Annotated in this window: 20 protein-coding genes; 8 read left to right on the top strand and 12 right to left on the bottom strand. The window is 70.3% G+C overall.

What is annotated here, in order from left to right:
- Positions 1-123 precede the first annotated feature (123 nt).
- Positions 124-1,074: a 2,3,4,5-tetrahydropyridine-2,6-dicarboxylate N-succinyltransferase gene (gene dapD, locus Q7X29_RS29075; protein ID WP_218719884.1), complete on the bottom strand. Its 951-nt coding sequence runs from the start codon at positions 1,072-1,074 to the stop codon at positions 124-126.
- 231 nt (positions 1,075-1,305) lie between these two features.
- Between dapD and dapE the strand changes: the two genes are divergently transcribed.
- The 6 genes from dapE to Q7X29_RS29045 are packed head-to-tail and all read left to right on the top strand — an operon-like array spanning position 1,306 to position 7,500.
- On the top strand, positions 1,306-2,400 hold the full coding sequence (gene dapE / locus Q7X29_RS29070) for a succinyl-diaminopimelate desuccinylase (RefSeq protein ID WP_218719885.1): 1,095 nt from the start codon (positions 1,306-1,308) through the stop codon (positions 2,398-2,400).
- A gap of 36 nt (positions 2,401-2,436) precedes the next feature.
- Positions 2,437-3,240 (top strand): LOG family protein, encoded by an 804-nt coding sequence (locus Q7X29_RS29065; RefSeq protein ID WP_218719886.1) that lies wholly within the window; start codon positions 2,437-2,439, stop codon positions 3,238-3,240.
- Entirely contained in the window at positions 3,237-3,788 is a 552-nt protein-coding gene (locus Q7X29_RS29060; RefSeq protein ID WP_218719887.1) for an LOG family protein, read from the top strand. Before Q7X29_RS29065 ends, Q7X29_RS29060 begins: the two co-directional genes overlap by 4 nt.
- A gap of 11 nt (positions 3,789-3,799) precedes the next feature.
- The gene (locus Q7X29_RS29055) at positions 3,800-5,566 is read left to right on the top strand and encodes a long-chain-acyl-CoA synthetase (RefSeq protein ID WP_316575951.1); all 1,767 of its coding nucleotides are present in this window, start codon (positions 3,800-3,802) and stop codon (positions 5,564-5,566) included.
- Positions 5,567-5,593: 27 nt separating this feature from the next.
- Positions 5,594-6,565, top strand: a complete 972-nt coding sequence (gene folP / locus Q7X29_RS29050) for a dihydropteroate synthase (RefSeq protein ID WP_218719962.1) — start codon at positions 5,594-5,596, stop codon at positions 6,563-6,565.
- Positions 6,562-7,500, top strand: coding sequence for a glucosyl-3-phosphoglycerate synthase (locus Q7X29_RS29045; RefSeq protein WP_316575950.1), 939 nt, complete (start codon positions 6,562-6,564; stop codon positions 7,498-7,500). Before folP ends, Q7X29_RS29045 begins: the two co-directional genes overlap by 4 nt.
- A gap of 115 nt (positions 7,501-7,615) precedes the next feature.
- On the opposite strand, the gene Q7X29_RS29040 is transcribed toward Q7X29_RS29045, so the two are convergent.
- The 9 genes from Q7X29_RS29040 to sigE all read right to left on the bottom strand — a co-directional run bounded on the left by Q7X29_RS29040 (position 7,616) and on the right by sigE (position 14,764).
- Positions 7,616-8,083 (bottom strand): DUF6640 family protein, encoded by a 468-nt coding sequence (locus Q7X29_RS29040; RefSeq protein WP_316575949.1) that lies wholly within the window; start codon positions 8,081-8,083, stop codon positions 7,616-7,618.
- Between the two features lies 1 nt (position 8,084).
- Positions 8,085-8,678: a TetR/AcrR family transcriptional regulator gene (locus tag Q7X29_RS29035; RefSeq protein ID WP_316575948.1), complete on the bottom strand. Its 594-nt coding sequence runs from the start codon at positions 8,676-8,678 to the stop codon at positions 8,085-8,087.
- Between the two features lie 93 nt (positions 8,679-8,771).
- Positions 8,772-9,845 carry an XdhC family protein gene (locus tag Q7X29_RS29030; protein WP_316575947.1) on the bottom strand — a complete coding sequence of 358 codons (1,074 nt, stop codon included), beginning with the start codon at positions 9,843-9,845 and terminating at the stop codon, positions 8,772-8,774.
- Positions 9,846-9,935: 90 nt separating this feature from the next.
- Positions 9,936-10,508: a hypothetical protein gene (locus tag Q7X29_RS29025; RefSeq protein WP_316575946.1), complete on the bottom strand. Its 573-nt coding sequence runs from the start codon at positions 10,506-10,508 to the stop codon at positions 9,936-9,938.
- A gap of 116 nt (positions 10,509-10,624) precedes the next feature.
- Positions 10,625-11,482: a hypothetical protein gene (locus Q7X29_RS29020; protein WP_316575945.1), complete on the bottom strand. Its 858-nt coding sequence runs from the start codon at positions 11,480-11,482 to the stop codon at positions 10,625-10,627.
- Between the two features lie 182 nt (positions 11,483-11,664).
- A complete protein-coding gene (gene tatB, locus Q7X29_RS29015) occupies positions 11,665-12,090 on the bottom strand; it encodes a Sec-independent protein translocase protein TatB (protein ID WP_218719895.1) in 426 nt (141 codons plus the stop codon).
- A gap of 34 nt (positions 12,091-12,124) precedes the next feature.
- On the bottom strand, positions 12,125-13,660 hold the full coding sequence (locus Q7X29_RS29010; RefSeq protein ID WP_316575944.1) for a S1C family serine protease: 1,536 nt from the start codon (positions 13,658-13,660) through the stop codon (positions 12,125-12,127).
- 10 nt (positions 13,661-13,670) lie between these two features.
- Positions 13,671-14,039: a zf-HC2 domain-containing protein gene (locus Q7X29_RS29005; RefSeq protein WP_218719897.1), complete on the bottom strand. Its 369-nt coding sequence runs from the start codon at positions 14,037-14,039 to the stop codon at positions 13,671-13,673.
- Between the two features lie 59 nt (positions 14,040-14,098).
- Positions 14,099-14,764 carry an RNA polymerase sigma factor SigE gene (gene sigE / locus Q7X29_RS29000; protein ID WP_218719898.1) on the bottom strand — a complete coding sequence of 222 codons (666 nt, stop codon included), beginning with the start codon at positions 14,762-14,764 and terminating at the stop codon, positions 14,099-14,101.
- Positions 14,765-15,138: 374 nt separating this feature from the next.
- On the opposite strand from sigE, the gene Q7X29_RS28995 reads away from it, so the two are divergent.
- The gene (locus tag Q7X29_RS28995; RefSeq protein WP_374104893.1) at positions 15,139-15,771 is read left to right on the top strand and encodes an O-methyltransferase; all 633 of its coding nucleotides are present in this window, start codon (positions 15,139-15,141) and stop codon (positions 15,769-15,771) included.
- Here Q7X29_RS28995 and glgC read toward each other — a convergent pair.
- Positions 15,768-16,985 carry a glucose-1-phosphate adenylyltransferase gene (gene glgC / locus Q7X29_RS28990; RefSeq protein WP_218719899.1) on the bottom strand — a complete coding sequence of 406 codons (1,218 nt, stop codon included), beginning with the start codon at positions 16,983-16,985 and terminating at the stop codon, positions 15,768-15,770. The two genes, Q7X29_RS28995 and glgC, sit on opposite strands and share 4 nt — an antisense overlap.
- Positions 16,986-17,095: 110 nt before the next feature.
- Between glgC and glgA the strand changes: the two genes are divergently transcribed.
- Positions 17,096-18,262 carry a glycogen synthase gene (gene glgA / locus Q7X29_RS28985; protein WP_316576363.1) on the top strand — a complete coding sequence of 389 codons (1,167 nt, stop codon included), beginning with the start codon at positions 17,096-17,098 and terminating at the stop codon, positions 18,260-18,262.
- 60 nt (positions 18,263-18,322) lie between these two features.
- Here glgA and Q7X29_RS28980 read toward each other — a convergent pair whose 3' ends face one another.
- Complete coding sequence (locus tag Q7X29_RS28980) at positions 18,323-19,159, bottom strand: putative RNA methyltransferase (RefSeq protein ID WP_218719900.1); 837 nt, start codon at positions 19,157-19,159, stop codon at positions 18,323-18,325.
- Between the last annotated feature and the right edge of the window lie 14 nt (positions 19,160-19,173).

The raw sequence follows: 19,173 nt of genomic DNA, 5'->3' as shown, positions 1-19,173 counted from the left end.
GCGGGTGGACGCCCGGTTGTGATGGTGACGCTCGTCACTGTCGATCGGGCGGTCGCGGACGTGGGTCCGGAAACAGCAGCGGCCCCGCACTCGCGCGAGTGCGGGGCCGCCGGAAAGCCCGGCTCAGTCGTTCGCGTGCAGCGCGGCGTTGAGCTCGATCCCGGTGCCCTTGCGCGGGACGACCTCGACCGCGCCGGTGGTGGAGTTGCGGCGGAACAGCAGGTTGTTCTGGCCGGACAGGGTCGCGGCCTTGACCACGGTGCCGTCCGGGCCGGTGACCTTGGTGCCCGCGGTGACGTAGAGGCCCGCCTCGATCACGCAGTCGTCGCCCAGCGAGATGCCCAGGCCGGAGTTGGCGCCGAGCAGCGAGCGCTCGCCCACCGAGATCACCTGGGTGCCGCCGCCGGACAGGGTGCCCATGATCGACGCGCCGCCGCCGACGTCGGTGCCGTCGCCGACCACGACACCGGCCGAGATGCGGCCCTCGACCATCGAATTGCCCAGGGTGCCCGCGTTGAAGTTGACGAAGCCCTCGTGCATGACGGTGGTGCCCGGGGCCAGGTGCGCGCCGAGGCGGACCCGGTCGGCGTCGCCGATGCGGACGCCCGAGGGCACCACGTAGTCGACCAGGCGGGGGAACTTGTCGACGCTGAGCACGGTGACCGGGCCGCGGGCGCGCAGCTTCAGCCGGGTCTGCTCGAAGCCGTCCACCGCGCACGGGCCGTGGTTGGTCCACACCACATTGCTGAGCAGGCCGAACTGGCCGTCGAGGCTCAGGCCGTGCGGCTGCACGAGGCGGTGCGAGAGCAGGTGCAGGCGCAGGTAGACGTCGTGCGCGTCGACCGGGGCGGCCGACAGGTCGGCGATCGTGGTGCGCACCGCGATCACCTCGACGCCGCGCGCCGCGTCGACACCGAGCAGCTCGGCGAACTCGCCCGCCTCGGCGGCGTCGACGCGCTTGGAGCCGGTCTCGGTGAATTCGCCCAGCTCGGGGCTGGGGTACCAGGTGTCGAGGACGGTGCCGTCCGAGGTCACGTTGGCGATACCGACTGCGGTTGCTCCCTGAATGCTCACGGAGTTCATTTTGCCGGGTCCGCGACGCTTTGTGTCGGCCACCCCCGGGCCGGACACCGAACCCGGGTGTGCGGACGGCGATCGTCCGCAGACCCGGGCGTCCACCGGTTCAGGGCAGAGCGTCGGCAGTGGCCGCGTTCTCGGCTGCCCGACGTCGAGTGGCCGCTTCGTGCGAACGCGCCGCCCGGTGAACGCGGCGAGCCGGGGCGGCGTCCGTACTACTGTCGAGATGTGACTCTCGATTTGCGTGCCGATCCCGTCCAGCTGACCGCCGCCCTGGTCGACATTCCCAGTGTGTCGCGCGACGAGGCCAAGATCGCGGATCTGGTGGAGCAGGCATTGCGGGAGCAGACCACCGGGTTCGAGGTGCTGCGGCACGGGAACGTGGTGCTGGCGCGCACAAACCGCGGGCTGCCGACGCGGGTGATCCTGGCCGGTCATCTCGACACCGTGCCGATCGCCGACAACGTGCCGAGCCGGCCCGACGAGGTCGGTGGGGAGCCGGTGCTGTTCGGTTGCGGCACCGTCGACATGAAGTCCGGCGACGCGGTGTTCCTGCATCTGGCGGCCACTATTGCCGACCCGGCCCACGATCTGACGCTGATCTTCTACGACGGCGAGGAGATCGCCGCGGAATTCAACGGCCTCGGCCAGATCGAGCGCGAGCTGCCCGAGTGGCTCGACGGCGACCTCGCGATTCTGGGTGAGCCCTCCGGCGGCTGGATCGAGGCGGGCTGCCAGGGCACGCTGCGGGTCCGGCTGACGACCTCCGGCGTGCGCGCGCACTCGGCCAGGGCCTGGCTGGGCGAGAACGCCATCCACGGGCTGGCGCCGGTACTGGCGCGGTTGTCGGCCTACGAGGCGCGCGAGGTCGACATCGACGGCTGCGTGTACCGCGAGGGGCTGTCGGCCGTGCGGGTCTCCGGTGGGGTCGCGGGCAATGTGGTGCCCGATGTCGCCGAGGTGGATGTGAACTTCCGTTTCGCGCCCGACCGGACCGTCGAGCAGGCCGTTGCGCACGTGCGCGAGGTCGTCGCCGGGCTCGACGTCGAGTTCGTGGTGACCGACTCCTCGCCCGGCGCCCTGCCCGGCCTCACCGCGCCCGCCGCGCGCACCCTGATCGACTCGGTCAACGCCCACGGCGGCGGCGGTGTCCGGGCCAAGTACGGCTGGACCGACGTCTCCCGCTTCGCGGCGCGCGGCATCCCCGCGGTCAACTTCGGCCCCGGCGATCCCAACCTCGCGCACAAGCGCGACGAGCACGTGCCGCTGAGCCAGATCACCGCCGTCACCGCGATGCTGCGCACCTACCTGTCAGCCCGCTGACGACTGGTGTTCGACCCGACCCAGTAGCGTGGGGGCATGTCTACCGATTCCGCTGATCAGGCTGGGAAGGTCAAATCGACGGCGAAGTTCCGTGGGCCGGTGATGTTTCGCCGCGAACGCAAGCAGGGTGTGCGGACCGCCGACCGGAATCTGCTCGACACCCGCCAGGACAGCGATTGGGTGCATACCGATCCGTGGCGGGTGCTGCGGATCCAGGCCGAGTTCGTCGAGGGTTTCGGCGCGCTCGCCGAGGTGCCGCCCGCGGTGACCGTGTTCGGTTCGGCGCGCACGTCCAAGGACCATCCCGAATACGCGGCGGGCATGGCGATCGGCGCCGCGCTCACCAAGGCCGGTTTCGCGGTGATCACCGGCGGCGGGCCCGGCGCGATGGAGGCCGCCAACCGCGGGTCCTCGGAGGCGGGCGGCTACTCGATCGGGCTCGGCATCGAGCTGCCGTTCGAGCAGGGCCTCAACGAGTGGGTCGATCTCGGTATCAACTTCCGGTACTTCTTCGTCCGCAAGACCATGTTCGTGAAGTACTCGCAGGCCTTCGTCTGCCTGCCCGGCGGGTTCGGCACCCTCGACGAGCTGTTCGAGGCGCTGACCCTGGTGCAGACCCGCAAGATCACCCGTTTCCCGATCATCCTGTTCGGCACCGCGTACTGGTCCGGCCTGGTCGACTGGCTGCGCGAGTCGCTGGCCGGCTCGGGCAAGATCGCCGCGGAAGACCTCGACCTGATCCAGCTCACCGACAGCGTCGAGGAGGTCGTGCGGATCATCCAGGGCGAGACCGGCGATCACGCGAACATCGAGCGGCTCGGCACCGAGGACGAGTGGTGAGCGCGCCGTACTCGATCTGCGTCTACTGCTCGGCCAGCACCACCGATCCCGACCTGATCAGCCTGGCCGCCCGCGTCGGCACCGAGATCGCCCGGCGCGGTTGGCAACTGGTCTCCGGCGGCGGCCATGTGTCGATGATGGGCGCGGTCGCCACCGCCGCCCGCGCGGGCGGGGCGCACACCATCGGGGTGATCCCGAAACACCTGGTGCACAAGGAAGTCGCCGATGTCGACGCCGACGAACTGCTGGTCACCGACACCATGCGTCAGCGCAAGCAGCTGATGGAGGCCCGCGCCGACGCCTTCCTCACCCTGCCCGGCGGGGTCGGCACGCTCGAGGAACTGTTCGAGACCTGGACCGGCGGCTACCTCGGCGAACACGCCAAACCGGTGGTGGTGCTGGACGCCGACGGCTTCTACGGCGGGCTCTTCCGCTGGATCGATGAACTGTACGAACGCAGAATCGTGACGCGGCAGGCGCGCGACCGCATCACCGTGGTCGCCGATCTGCCCGCCGCCTTCGCTGCGCTGGAACCGGCTCAGGGCTAGGAGAATTCGACGTGAGCAACGACGCCCGCTCGACCGTCAGCGTGTTCGATCTCGCCAAGGCGTTGCCCGCCATGGCGCTCGACGCGCCCGGCATGCTGCGCAACGCGCGCGGAATGCTGGTGGGGCCCAAGGACAAAGCCTCCATCGGCCTGTACTTCCAGCGCGTCGCGCACCGGCGGCCCGATCGGGTGTTCCTGCGGTTCGAGGGCCGCTCCTACACCTATCGCGCGGCCAACAGCGAGGTCAACCGGTACGCGTCGGTGCTGTCGGGGCGCGGGGTGCGCCGCGGCGACGTGGTCGGCGTGCTGATGACCAACCGTCCCGAGACGCTGTTCACCGTGCTCGCGGTGCTCAAGCTCGGCGGCACCGTCGGCCTGCTCAACTACAACCAGCGCGATCAGGTGCTCGCGCACAGCATCGGCCTGCTCGACAGCGTGCTCACCGTGGTCGGCGCCGAGTGCGGGGAGGCGCTGGCCTCGCTGCCCGCGCCCGCCGAGCACGTCCTCGCCGCCGAGGAACTGGCCGAATCCGCCCGCACCGCACCGGATGCCGACCCGGCGGTGTGCGCGCGGGTGACCGCCGGCGAACGCGCGTTCCTGATCTTCACCTCCGGCACCACCGGCCTGCCCAAGGCCAGCGTGATGACCCACCACCGCTGGACCAAGAGCATGGCCGGGCTCGGCGGCCTCGGGGTCCGGCTGCGTGCCGACGACGGTCTGTACTGCTGTCTGCCGCTCTATCACAACAACGCGCTGACGGTCGCGCTGTCGGCGGTGCTGGCGGGCGAGTCGACCTACGTGCTCAGCCGCAAGTTCTCGGCCTCGGGCTTCTGGGACGAGATCGCCCGCGAGCGCGCGACCGCGTTCATCTACATCGGCGAACTGTGCCGCTACCTGCTCAACCAGCCGGTGCGGCAGGCCGAGCGCGACAACCGGGTGCGCCTGGCCGTCGGCAACGGCCTGCGCCCGGAACTGTGGGACGAGTTCCGCAGCCGGTTCGGGATCGGCCGGGTGGTCGAGTTCTACGGGTCCAGCGAGGCGCCGCTGGCCTTCGTCAACGCCTTCGGCCTCGATCGCACCGCCGGTCTGTGCCCGCTGCCCTACGCCGTCGTCGAGTACGACGACGAGACCGGCAAGGCCAAGCGCGGGCGCGACGGGAAGCTGCGCCGGGTGCGCTCGGGCGGCGTCGGCCTGCTGCTGGCGAAGGTGAACGATCGTCAGCCCTTCGACGGCTACACCGACAAGCGGGCCTCGGAGTCCAAGCTGGTCCGCGACGGCTTCAAGAAGGGCGACTGCTGGTTCGACACCGGCGACCTGGTCCGCGACCAGCATTTCTGGCACATCGCCTTCGTCGACCGGCTCGGCGACACCTTCCGCTGGAAGGGCGAGAACGTCGCGACCACCGAGGTCGAGGGCGCGCTCGACCACGACGAGAACATCGAGCAGGCCGTCGTCTACGGCGTCGACATCCCCGGCACCGACGGCAAGGCGGGCATGGCCGCGGTCACCCTGCGCCCCGGCGGGGAATTCGACGGCAAGTCGCTGGCCGCGACGGTCTACCAGCGTCTGCCGATCTACGCGATCCCGCTGTTCGTCCGGGTGGTGGCCGAACTGGAGCAGACCTCGACGTTCAAGAGCCGCAAAGTGGAGCTGCGCAAACAGGGCTACACCCCGGACCCGGACAGTCGGCTCTACGTCCTGTCCGGCCCGGCCACCGGCTACGTCCCCGCCTACGACGGCTACGCGGCCGACGTCGCGGCCGGTCAGGCCCCGCGCTAGCAAGGTAACGTCTGAGCTCGCATGAACATGGGTACCTCGTCGGGCACGCCCGAACCCCGACCACACGAACAACCGCCTGCCCGCAGCGCCAGCAGTAGCGGTTCCGACCCGTCGGCGGAAATCGCGCGGGGGCGGCCCGGCCCCACCTTGTGCGGGCGGCCGGTGGAGACGGACCGGGCCCTGGTCATGGCGATCGTGAATCGCACGCCCGATTCCTTCTACGACCGCGGCGCGACGTTCAGCGACGAGGCCGCCATGGACCGGGTGGCCCGCGCGGTCGACGAGGGCGCCGACCTGGTCGATATCGGCGGGGTCAAGGCCGGACCTGGCGCCACGGTCGACGCCGCCGAGGAAACGCGGCGGGTGGTGCCGTTCGTGGCGGCGATCCGCGCGAAGTATCCCGACCTGTTGATCAGTGTGGACACCTGGCGCGGCGATGTCGCCCGCAGCGCGGTCGCGGCCGGGGCCGACCTCGTCAACGACACCTGGGCCGGAGCCGACCCCGAGCTGGTGCACGTGGCCGCCGAGACGGGCGCGGGCATCGTCTGCAGCCACACCGGCGGCGCGATTCCGCGCACCCGCCCGCACCGGGTCCGCTATGCCGATGTGGTCGCCGAGGTGACCGCGACCGTTGTCGCCGCGGCCGACAACGCGGCGGCCGCGGGGGTGCGCCGCGATGGCATCGTGATCGATCCCACCCATGATTTCGGGAAAAACACCTATCACGGGCTCGAGTTGTTGCGCGGAATCGACGGTCTTGTAAAAACCGGATGGCCAGTCTTGATGGCACTGAGCAACAAGGATTTTATCGGGGAGACTTTAGGTGTCGGTCTGACCGAAAGGGTCGAGGGCACATTGGCGGCGACCGCGTGGTCGGCCGCCGCGGGCGCTCGAATCTTCCGGGTCCACGAGGTCGCCGAAACCCGGCGGGTGGTGGACATGATCGCCGCGATCCAGGGCATCCGGCCCCCCGCACGAACTCTGCGAGGTCTGGCATGAAAATCCAACACCGCGAGCCCGCCTGGGCCACTACCCATACCTGGGACACCCCTGACTGGACGGTCGGCGAACTGGTCGCCGCCAAGGCGGGTCGCACCGTCTCGGTGGTGCTGCCCGCGCTGAACGAGGAAGACACCGTCGCCGCGGTGGTGGCCAGCATCCGGCCCCTGCTCGGCACACTGGTCGACGAACTGATCGTGCTCGACTCCGGCTCCACCGACGCCACCGCCGAACGCGCTCGCGCGGCGGGCGCCGAGGTGATCACCCGTGAGGAAGCCGTTCCCGAGCTCGAACCGGTCCCCGGCAAGGGCGAGGTGCTGTGGCGCTCGCTGGCCTGTACCGCCGGCGATCTCATCGCCTTCGTCGACTCCGATCTGATCGACCCCGATCCCGACTTCGTGCCCAAGCTGCTGGGCCCGCTGCTGACCATGCCGGGCACGCATCTGTCCAAGGCCTACTACCGCCGTCCGCTGCGCCAGGGCGAGTCCGTCGACGCCAACGGCGGCGGCCGGGTCACCGAGCTCGTCGCCCGGCCGCTGCTGGCGGCCCTGCGGCCCGAACTGTCCCAGGTCTTGCAGCCACTCGGTGGGGAGTACGCGGGCACCCGCGAACTGCTCACCGCCGTCCCCTTCGCCCCCGGCTACGGTGTCGAGATCGGCTTGCTGCTCGACACCTACGACCAGATGGGCTTGGACGCCATCACCCAGGTCAACTTGGGCGTGCGCACCCACCGCAATCGCCCGCTGGCCGATCTCGGCGTGATGAGCCGCCAGATCCTCGGCACCGCCCTGGGCCGCAGCGGCGTCATCGACTCCGGCGCCGCGCTCACCCAGTTCCCGATGATCGGCGGCGAATTCATCGCCCACTCCACCGAGGTCTCCCTCGAAGACCGCCCCCCGATGAAAACCCTGCGCCCCGAACAGGTCGCCGCGTAATCTCCCACCCACCGGGCGCCTCGTCACGTCGACGGGGCGCCCGTCCACTGTCCGGGTTGCGAGCGCGGTAGAGACCACCGAGGGACCGTTCTGCGGCTTCGTCCGCCGTTCGTCGTCACCCGCTGCGTCGGCCCGCGCAACCGGGCGAGTCCTCGCGGGCGACGAGCGTGGTGGCGACGGCCAGGACGATCAGCGCGACCACGGCCAGCAGGACCTGGGGGTGCAGGCCCAGGGGCGCGGGATTGTGGAATTCGGGGTCTTGAACGGCGGTGCCGGGGAACAGAAAGGCGCCGAGCAGGCCCAGCCAGGGGGTGGCGAGCAGGGCGCAGGCGGTGCGGAGGCGGGAGCGGGTGACGTCGCCGCGCAGGAGGTAGAGGGCGAGCACGCCGAGCAGGATCGACATCACGATGTACTGGGCGTCATGGAATTTCGCGTGTGGCGGCCAGGCGTCGTTGGCCAGGTGCTGGTCGGCGCTCGCGGGGATGACGACATCGGCCAGGAGCGCACCGAAGACGGTGACGAGGGCGATCGAGGCGGCGAGCAGGCGTGGGGCGGAGCGGGTTACGGGGGTGGTGCTCGTCATGTCACGAAGGTCCTTGCCGGGAGGGCGGATTCGTCGGGCGATGGCGCAGGAAGTCGTCGGCGACCGCCCGGACGTAGTCGAGGTCGAAGGTGCGGTGGGCGACCAGCCTGCGGAAGAACAGGGGGCCGTGCAGCTGGTCGACGGCGAGGTCGACATCGAGATCGGCGGGCAGCTCGCCGCGCTCGACCGCGGCGGTGAGGATTGTGCGCACCACCCGGGTTCCCGACCGGTACGCCGACTCCTTGACGGCCGCGAATTGCGGGTCCACAGCGGCTCTTTCGATCAGCACCCGTATCGCCTGTTCGCTGGCAGGCTCGTGCAACATCGCGTGGGTGCCCGCCAGTGCGGTCAGCAGGTCGGCGCGTAGGTTCCCGGTGGGCGGTGCCTGGGCGAGGGCGATGTGCCAGGTGATGGTGGCGCGCACCAGATCGGTCGGCTCCGGCCAGAGGCGGTACAGCGTGGCCCGGCTGATTCCGCTGCGTGCCGCGATCGCGCCGTGCGTCAGCCCGGCCAGGCCCTGCTCGACCAGTAGCTGCCTGGCCGTGACGAGCGCGGCCTCACGACTGCGCACGGTACGGGGATCGGGTGGTCGCACAGAACCTCCTTGCGAGACAGCTTGTTTCGAATCTATGAAACAAACTGTATCGAAATTGGCGCGGCAAGAACAAGAGGGGCGACCCGATTCGAGTCAGGGGCGGTGGATCGGCCCGTCGAGGTCGGCGAGCGGCCGCGCCGACGCGCCACCGCGCTCGGCGAGGATCTGCGCGAGGACGGAGATCGCGGTCTCCTCAGGCGTGTGCGCGGCCAGGTCGAGGCCGAGCGGGCTACGGACGCGGGCGATCTCGGCCTCGGTGAGCCCCGCGTCGCGCAGGCGCGCGGTGCGGTCGGCGTGGGCGCGGCGGGACCCGAGCGCGCCGACGAAGGCGACGGCGGGCAGGCGCAGCGCACTCGCCAGCATCGGGACGTCGAACTTGGCGTCGTGGGTGAGGACGCAGACGACGGTGCGTTCGTCGATCCGGCCCGCCCGCCGCTCCGCCTCCAGGTACCGGTGCGGCCAGTCGAGGACCACCGCGTCGGCCGCGGGGAAACGGGCCGGGGTGGTGAAGGTTTCGCGGGCGTCGACGACGGTGACGTGGTAGCCGAGCTGGGCCGCCGCCACGCCGAGCGCGCGGGTGTAGTCGTTGGCCCCGGCCAGGATCAGGCGCGCGGGGGAGCGGAAGACCTGGACGAAGGTGCGTGGCCTGTCGGCGGCGGCCGGGGTGCAGTCCTGCGCGCCGATGAGGCCGCTGCGGCCCGCGGCGAGGAGCGCGGCCGCGTCCCGGTCGAGCTCGCGCCACGGCTCCACGCGCCCGGGCCGCAGCAGCCGGCGATCCGGGGCGGATTCGAGGGTGGTCGCGTAGGCGACCGGCTCGTGCGCCGCGAGCGCGGCGACGAGCGCGCCGAACAGCGGGGCATCGGTGGCGTCGAGGCGTTCGACGAAGACCTCGATCTCGCCGCCACAGGGCAGGCCGACCGCGAACTCGTCGGCCGCGGCGAAGCGTTCGGTACTCGCGTGCCCGTCACGCAGGACCTGGCTCGCGGTGGTGACGACGGCCGCCTCGACACATCCGCCCGACAGCGACCCGACGACCCGCCCGTCGGCGGCCACCGCCATCGCGGCGCCGGTGTCGCGCGGTCCGGTGCCGGTCCGGTCGACGATTCGGGCCAGCGCCACCGGCTGGACGGCCAGTAGCGCGAGGATCTCGTCGAACAGCTCCCGCATCGCCCACCGGCCTCTCCACAGTCACCGAGGCGTTGTGACCGTTGTGACCAGCCTAGCTATCGCGCAGCACTGGCGCGCGGTGAGCGCCGGTCAGTCGAGGATCTCGCGGTGCTGCAGATCGGCGCCGATCGCGCCGTCGTGGAAGAAGCCACGGAAGACCGCGGCCGCGCGCTCGGCGGTGAACACCTCTTCGGGGTAGACGTAGGTGTCGTCGTCGCCGTGCGGCAGGTAGACCGTCGGCAGGCCCAGCCTGCCGCCGGGGAACCCGAGGGTGTAGCGGCGGGTGATGTGGTCGACCGTCACCCGTAGCTGGAGGGTCATCGCGTCGGCCGAGCCCGCGCAGCGCAGCGCGAGATCGCCACGGGCGCCACTCACCGCCGTGGTGACCTCCGTGGCGGGCATCGGCTCGGGCAGCACGGTCAGATCGAGCGCGTAACGCTGCCTGCCGTCCATCCGGCGCAGGGGGCGCAGGAAGCTGTCCACGTCCTCGTGCGGGCCGATGAAGACCTTCAGGCGGTCGCTGTAGGTGAGGCGATGGGTCGCGACGATCACGTCGGCGGCGGTCGACTCGGCCTCGAACGGGGGCACGGGTCGGGGATCCTGGGTGCCTGCCGCCCGCACGGGCAGGACCCGGCACGCGCTGGCCTCGGGAGACGAGAACATGTGACGCTCACCTACTCACATTCGGTTACTCGCTAGCAATCTAAACATCGTCGGTATTCTGTGCTGCATAACAATAGCGTGATGCAGATCACAAAGTGAGCTCAGTTTAGATCTAACTATGGACGAACCCGGGTCGTAGCCAACCTTGGGTCGGTTTCGTGCCGATAAACCGGGGTGAGAAGGTCGGCATCTACGGGCTCGCCCGACGTGCGGTCGTAACGGACCGCGATGAGTACCGAAAACAAGTGACTGCTCGCGCGTTCGTGCAGGGTGGCGAGCCGGGTGGCCAGCAATCGGATCGCACCCAGGGACCCCGGCGGGTGCAGTCCGTCGATCAGCATGACGCTGCCGCGCCGGTCGGGGCGGGGCAGCCGGGCCAGGTAGGCGATGTCGTGCGGCTCTGTGCCGCCGGGTCGGTAGACGCGCCGCGCGGCCCGGTCCTCGATGCCGCGACGGGTGTCGCCTGCGCGGGTGACGGTCCGGCGCAGGCGTGGATCGGCGACCACCAGCTGGCGCAGGCTGGGGGAGAGCTCGGGGCCGCCGAGGATCACCAGGCCGTCGCGATTGAGGTCGACCGGCCTGCCGGGCAGGAAGGTCTCCACATTCGCCACGAAACCCAGCTGACGCAGGAGCTCGGTCAGCCGTTGGGCCGCGGCCGGGTCCGGGGCGCCCAGTAGCCGCCCGGCGCGGACCTCGGGCGCGAGCACGGTCAGCGTGCCGTGCCCGAAGAACAGGCCCTCGGGGACCGGTCCCTGGGTGCTCACCTGGTGGATGCGCGCACGCGAGAGGCCGGCGGCGGCCCCGATCCGGGCGAACGTCCAGCCCTCGGCGTGGAGTTCGCGGATCACGGCGCGCCTGATCCTGGTGAGTTCGTTGATGGTCTGCTGGGCAGCCGCCACCCCGTCGGTGGCTGCTTTGAGTCTCTCGACCTTGTCCTCGATCGCGAAGACTCGTGCCACGTCATCGGCCGACATGTGCGAAGTCTAGACAGCTCGACAGCATTCCGTGTCTATATCGGTTGACATCGAACTGTATTGCGGCACAACGCGTATCATGTCCGACTTGTCGGCTATCACAATCTTTCGAGGTAGCCGCGGCTGTGTCCGGAGCGCGCGACCTCGTGGCAAATGCCGACCGTGCGGTGTGATCCGGGGGTCTAGGTCGCGTCGAAGTCGATCGGCGGGCGCTCGTTGTGGCCCAGCGGCTTCGACAGCGAGGGCGAGGACGACCCCGATCCGCCCGGCATCCCACTGCTCGTGCCGAACAATTGCTGCTTGTCGGGCACCGCGCTCTCCAGCCCGCGCAGCACCGAATCGTCACCGCCCAGCAGGTGCTTGGTGACCGCGGCGCGCGGACTCATGTTGCGCAGCTCGTTCAGCTCGGCCAGCGGCTTGCGCAGCTCGTCGAACTCCGGCCCCAGCTCCTGCTTGAGTTGCGAGGTGGCGCCGCTGGCGTAGTCGCGCACCTGGCGCAGGGAACGCGTGGTCCAGCGGACCGCGCCGGGGAGGCGCTCCGGGCCGAGGATCACGAGGGCGGCGACGAGCAGGATCATCATCTCGCTCCACCCGATGTTGCTGAACACGCAGTCCAGGCTACCTGGACGGCGCGGTCGCGGCTCAGTCGGATTCGAGCGTGACCGGGACGTCCACCTGCCTGCCATCGCGGATCAACTGCACGTTCACCGTCTCGCCGATCTTGCGCGCCTGCACCGCGACGACCAGCTCGTCCGGTCCGGTGACCTCGCGGTCGCCGATCTTCACGATGACATCCCCCTCGACGATGCCGGCCTTGGCGGCGGGGCTGCCTGGGCTCACATCGGCGACGGCGGCACCGCTCATCACCTCGTTGGCGACAGTCTTGGTGCGCGCGCTCAGGCCGATCACCGGGTGGTGCATCTGGCCGTCGCGGATCAGGGTCTGGGCGACGGTCTGCATGACGTCGACCGGGATGGCGAAGCCGAGGCCCACCGAACCGCCGGTCTCGCTGCGGATCGCGGTGTTGATGCCGATCACCCGGCCCTGCATGTCGACCAGCGCGCCGCCGGAGTTACCGGGGTTGATCGCGGCGTCGGTCTGCACGGCGTCGATGACGGCGTTGGTGTCGCTGCCCTCACCGGCCAGCTTCACCGGGCGGTGCTGGGCGCTGACGATGCCGGAGGTGACGGTCTTGCTCAGGCCCAGCGGCGAACCGACCGCCAGCACGTCGTCGCCGACCTGCACGTCGGAGGACTTGCCGAGGTTGGCCACGGTCAGGTTCTTGGCCTCGACCTTCAGCACGGCGAGGTCGGTCTTGGGATCGCGGCCGACGATCTCGGCGGGCACCCGGGTGCCGTCGGAGAACTGCACCTGGATGGCGGCGCGATCGGACTTGTCGGTCGCGGCCATCGAGATGACGTGATTGTTGGTGACGACGTAGCCCGCGCCGTCGATGACGACGCCCGAACCGGTCGCGCCGTTGTCGCCGACGGTGACCCGGATGGAGACCACCGAGGGCAGCACGGCGTTGGCCACCGCGGCGATGCGGCTGTGCGGTTCCTCGATGCCCGCGGTCTGGTCCAGGGTGACCTTGCGGGAGGTGAGGGTGGAGGCGGTCTCGGCGGTGATCCGCCCGACCAGGCCGCCGAGCACGGCGATCCCGAGCGCGAGCACGGCCAGCAGCGCCAGCGCCTTGGGCGCGACGCGGGAGCCGAACAGCACCTCGCGGGCGGTCAGCTTGGGGGCGGCGGGGAGGCGCTCGGGCGCGGGCGTCTCGACAGCAGGCGCGCCGAGGCGCGCGGTGGCGGCGGGATCGCGCCAGGGATCGACGGGGCCCGCGACGACGGTGCGCGGCTCCTCGGAGCCCGGTTCGCGCTGCAGCAGCTCGTCGGAACCTTCGGGGCGGGAGAATGCCTCGGCCAGCACGCCGTCCGGCGGGCGCTGGCTGACGAGCTGATCGGCGCCTGCGGCCGGGCCGGGTCGCTGCGGGTCGTGCGGCGCGAACGAGCCGGTCTGACCGTTCGGGCGACGGAACGCGCGCGCGGTATGACTGTCGATGTGCGGCCGGTACACCGGGCGCGGGCCGAGGTTCGGCGCGTCCGACGGCCGCAGGTTCCCCCGGTAGGCCGCCGAATCCGCGTGTTCGGTCGATCCGGAATTCGTCGATTCGCCTGTCACGCCCGTGACTCTACTTGCGCCGCCAGGTTGTCCACCGGGTCGCGGTGAAGGAATCGGTGATGAATCCGAGAAATGCCTCGTTACGGCGCGGCGGCTCGGCTGTGGTGCCGGGCAGTTCGGCCAGCGGGATCCTGGTCAGGCTGTCGTGCAGGCTGCGCGGCACGGCCACCTCGGCGGCCCGGCGCAGCGCGATGCGCGCCTGCTGCTGGGCATCGACCTCGGCCGCGCATTCCGGGCACACCGAAAGATGCTGGGCGGCGCGCAGGTACGCGTTCATGCGCAGCTCGCCGTCGACATAGGCCGCGATCGCCTCGCTGGCCAGGTGCTCGGTGGGCTGAAAGCGCGGGGTACGACCTGAGGCACTGGGGTCCACGCTCATGCGGAGTTCTTCCTTCCGACCGACATCAACCGAGAGGCCCGGTGACGCCGACAACTGCGTCACCCTGCGTAGGCGTCAGCGGAGTACCGCTGCTCAGTTCCATTATGCGCAAGGTATTCGCGCAGTGCCTGCCGCCCACGATGGATCCGGCTGCGCACGGTGCCCAGTTTCACGCCGAGCGTCGCGCCGATCTCCTCGTAGGACAGGCCCTCGATGTCACACAGGACCACGGCGGCACGGAACTCCGGCGCCAGTGAGTCCAGGGCTTTCTGCAGGTCGGGATCCAGACGGGCGTCGTGGTAGGACTCCTCGGGCGTCGGGCCCTCGGCGGGGACCCGGTCGTAGTCCTCCGGCAGCGCCTCCATGCGGATGCGGTTGCGGCGGCGGACCATGTCCAGGAACAGGTTCGTGGTGATGCGGTGTAACCAGCCCTCGAAGGTGCCCGGCTGATAGTTCTGCAGCGAGCGGAACACCCGGATGAAGGTCTCCTGGGTGAGGTCCTCGGCGTCCTGGGCGTCGCCGGAGAGGCGGTAGGCCAGGCGATACACCCGGTCGGCGTGTTCGCGGACGAGTTCGTCCCAGGAGGGCATGACCGTGCGGTCACCGGTCGCGTCGAAGGCGGCGGTGCCGGTGAGTTCGGCGTCGAGCTGCTCGCCGTCGGCGGCGAGGAGGTCGGCGGGGAGAGTCTGATCGGTCGGTGTGGCGTGACGCGCCGTGTCTACCATCGGGATGGGACACCTCCTACTCGGGACCGCTGGCACGAAACCACGCCGGTCCGGGTCAGCGAACCTTGCTATCGGAATCAACCAGCAACTGTGTGAGGTTGTTCCCGCGTCTCGTACCCGCCGCGATCGGCTGGTCTTGCGTAGGGCAACTATTTCCTGCCCCGATATGGGTCAGATGTGGAGATCCTGAGTGTGTCCTGAGAATCCTTATCGATGCCGACCCTAGTCCCGCCGGCACGCGGAAAGCAGCAGTTCCAGCCCCTTCGTGACCTTTCCGCAAACTTGTGGCAATTGTTCGATCGGTGCGCGACACTCGGGGCGATCGGCGCATTCGCTGAATACACAGACCCCTCCGGTGCCCTAGCCTCATAGCTGTGGCATCGAACGTGGAGCGGAACCTGGCCTATGTGGAGGAGTCCGTCGTCGAGGACGAAATCCTCCTCGACGCGCGCGAGCGGGCCACCGAGCTGGGCGCGGTGCCCGTGCCCGCCTCCGTCGGCGCCCTGCTGAGCATGTACGCGCAGATGTTGGGCGCCCGCGCGGTCGTCGAGGTGGGCACCGGCGCCGGGGTGAGCGGATTATGGCTGCTCGACGGCATGCGCGAGGACGGCACGCTCACCACGATCGACTCCGAGCCCGAGCATCAGCGCGCGGCCAAGGAGGCCTTCCGCACCGCGGAGATCCCGCCCGCGCGCACCCGGCTGATCAACGGCCGCGCTCTCGACGTCCTACCTCGGCTCGCCGACGGCGCCTACGACCTCGTCTTCGTCGACGCGGCCCCCATGGAACACCCGCACTACGTCGAACAGGGCGTCCGGCTGCTGCGCGAAGGCGGCGCGTTCATCCTGCACAACGCGTTGCTCGGCGGTCGCGTGCCCGACCAATCCCAGCGCGACCCGGCCACGCAGGCGGTGCGGGCGGCCACCAGGGCCATCGCGGAGAACCCCGACCTCACCAGCGTGCTGATCCCGATCGGTGACGGGCTGCTCTGCGCTTCGCGCTGCTAGCCGACCCAGATCCCCTTGCCGACGGTGACCACCCCGCCGTGGCTGACCGCGAACCGCTCCCGGTCGCGATCCAGGTCGACACCGATGATCTCGCCCTCGCCGACCACGACGTTCTTGTCCAGGATCGCGTGCCGCACGACCGCGCCCTTCCCGATCCGCACCCCCGGCATCAGCACGCTGCCCTCGACGGTGGCGCCGTCGTCGATCATCACGTTCGAACTGAGCACCGAATTGCGGACGGTGGCCGCCGACAGGATCGAGCCGGCCCCCACGATCGACTCCTGCGCCAGCCCGCCCCTGGCGAACTTGGCGGGCGGCAGGTTCTCGGCGGCGCCGCGGATCGGCCAGTGCTTGTTGTAGAGGTTGAACACCGGGTGCACCGAGACCAGGTCCATGTGCGCGTCGTAGAAGGCGTCGATGGTCCCGACGTCACGCCAGTACCCGCGGTCGCGCTCGGTGGCGCCGGGCACCTCGTTGTCGGCGAAGTCGTAGACCGCGGCCTTCCCCGCGGCGACCAGCGCGGGAATGATGTCGCCGCCCATGTCGTGGTCGGAGTCGGAGTTCTCGGCGTCGGCGCGGATCGCGTCGACCAGCACCCGGGTGGTGAACACGTAGTTGCCCATCGACGCGAACGTCACGTTCGGGTCGTCGGGGGTACCGGGCGGATGCGCGGGCTTCTCCAGGAACTGGGTGATCCGGCCGGACTCGTCGGAGTCGATGCAGCCGAACGCGCTCGCCTCGCTGCGCGGCACCCGGATGCCCGCGACGGTCACACCGGCGCCGGAGGCGATGTGGCTGGCGACCATCTGCTCCGGGTCCATCCGGTACACGTGGTCGGCGCCGAAGACGACGATGTAGTCGGGGTCCTCGTCGTAGATCAGGTTGAGCGACTGCATGATCGCGTCGGCGCTGCCGGTGTACCAGCGCGGCCCGAGGCGCTGCTGGGCAGGCACCGGGGTGATGTACTCGCCGGTGAAACCGGACAGCCGCCAGGTCTGCGAGATGTGGCGATCCAGCGAATGCGACTTGTACTGGGTGAGCACGCACAGGCGCAGGTATCCCGCGTTGACGAGATTGCTCAGGACGAAATCGATCAGCCGGTACGCGCCGCCGAACGGAACCGCGGGCTTGGCCCTGTCTGCGGTGAGCGGAAACAGTCGTTTGCCCTCGCCACCGGCGAGCACGATCCCGAGTACGTGCGGCTGGCTCCTCACCCTGCTCAAAGTACAGGCTGGGCGGCACAACGGTGGCTCATGTCGACCCGAGGGTCTAATTTGGACCAGTGAGTTATGGCACCGACAGCGACCAGGAGCCGGCGCAACAGCTGCGGGTCGCCATGCTGACCCGGGAATACCCGCCCGAGGTCTACGGCGGTGCGGGAGTTCATGTCACCGAACTCACCGCCCGGCTGCGCGCGCTGGCCGAGGTGACCGTGCACTGTATGGGCGCGCCGCGCACCGGCGCCGTCGTGCATCGGCCCGACCCCGAGCTCTACGCCGCCAACGCCGCGTTGCAGATGATGTCGGCGCAGCTGCGGATGGCCGACGCGGTCGGCGCCGTCGACGTGGTCCACTCGCACACCTGGTACGCGGGGCTCGCGGGCCATCTCGCCGGCGCGCTCTATGGCATTCCGCACATCCTCACCGCGCATTCGCTGGAACCGCGCAGGCCGTGGAAGGCCGAGCAGCTCGGCGGCGGGTACCGGCTCTCGTCCTGGTCGGAACGCAACGCGATGGAGTACGCCGACGCCGTGATCGCGGTGAGCGAGGGCATGCGCCACGACGTGCTCGACGCCTATTCGGCGGTCGACCCGGGCCGGGTCCACGTGGTGCACAACGGCATCGACGCCACGGTCTGGCATCCGGGCGCGCCCGCCGGCGACGAGGCCCCCGTGCTGGAACGGCTCGGGGTGCGTGCCGAGCTGCCGATCGTGTCCTTCGTCGGGCGGATCACCCGGCAGAAGGGGGTCGGCCACCTGCTCGCCGCGGCCGCCGATTTCGATCCCGACATCCAGCTGGTCCTGTGCGCCGGTGCGGCCGATACCAGGGAACTCGAACTCGAGATCGCCGCCGCCGTCGACGGGTTGCAGCGCGAGCGCGGCAACGTGTTCTGGGTCAAGGAGATGCTGCCGACCGAGCAGGTCCGCCAGATCCTCACCGCCTCCGCGGTGTTCGTCTGTCCCTCGGTCTACGAACCGCTCGGCATCGTCAACCTGGAGGCCATGGCCTGTGCCACCGCGGTCGTCGCCTCCGATGTGGGCGGCATCCCGGAGGTCGTCGACGACGGGGTCACCGGTCGGCTCGTGCACTACGACGCGGGGTCGACGGCGGAGTACGAACGCGGACTGGCCGCCGCCGTCAACGCGGTGGCGGGCGATCCGGAGCTGGCGCGGCGCTACGGTGACGCCGGGCGGGCGCGCGCCATCGCGGAATTCGATTGGGCGCGAATCGCCGAGCAGACCGTCGAGGTGTATCGCAGCGTGCTGAAGTAGCCGCGGCGCGGTTCGTCGCGCAGCGGTCGCGATCCCGGGCGGTCGGCCCGTCGAGTGCGGTCAGCTCGCCGGACGGTAGGTCGAGACCGTGACCGCGGCGGTGACCTCGGTGACGTCGGGGAGCGCCGCGATGCGGGGATCGTCGGCCGGGGTGCCGTGGAAGGCCGAGGGGCCCATCGCGATGACGTCGGTGACGTCGCGCCGGGACAGCTTCATCCCGAACTCGACCCGGGTGTGCGCGGAGCGGGTGAACAGCCCTGCGAGCGAATCGGCGAGCCTGCGCTCCTTGTCGGGGTCGACGCGGACCATGCCGAGCGGGCCGACGAGCTCGTTCAGGTGGTCGACGGTGGGCGTGACCACCACGAAGCTGCCACCGGGCGCGAGCACCCGGGCGACCTCGGTGGGGTTGCGCGGGGCGAACACCGACAGCACGCCGGCCAGGGAGTGGTCGCGGATCGGCAGACCGCGCCAGGCGTCGGCCAGCACCGAGGCCAAGCGCGGGTGCGCGCGAGCGGCCCGGCGCGCGGCGGGCTTGGCGACATCGAGCGCGATGCCGGCGAACCCGGGCTCGGCGGCCAGGATCGTGGCGAGGTAGTAGCCGGTGCCGGCGCCGACCTCGAGGATCACCTGGGCGTCGGGCAGGTCGGGCGCGGGTGCCGCGGTGAAAGCATGTGTCGCGGCCGCGGCGATGGGGGCGAAGTGTCCCGCGCCCTGGAAAGCGGCGCGGGCGTCGAGCATATCGGCGGTGTCGCCGGTCATCTTCGTCGCTGCGCCGGTCAGCAGCCCGACATAGCCCTGTCGGGCGATGTCGAAGCTGTGGCCGGTACCGCAGCGCAGCGCGCGATCGCGCGGTTGCAGTTCGTCACCGCACTCCGGGCAGGCCAGGAGTGCGGCCACCTCGGTGAGTGCCG

This window comes from Nocardia canadensis, assembly GCF_032656385.1.
Lineage (GTDB): Bacteria > Actinomycetota > Actinomycetes > Mycobacteriales > Mycobacteriaceae > Nocardia > Nocardia canadensis.
Note: the sequence above shows the minus strand (reverse complement) of the source record. Positions and strands in the feature narration are given on the sequence as shown.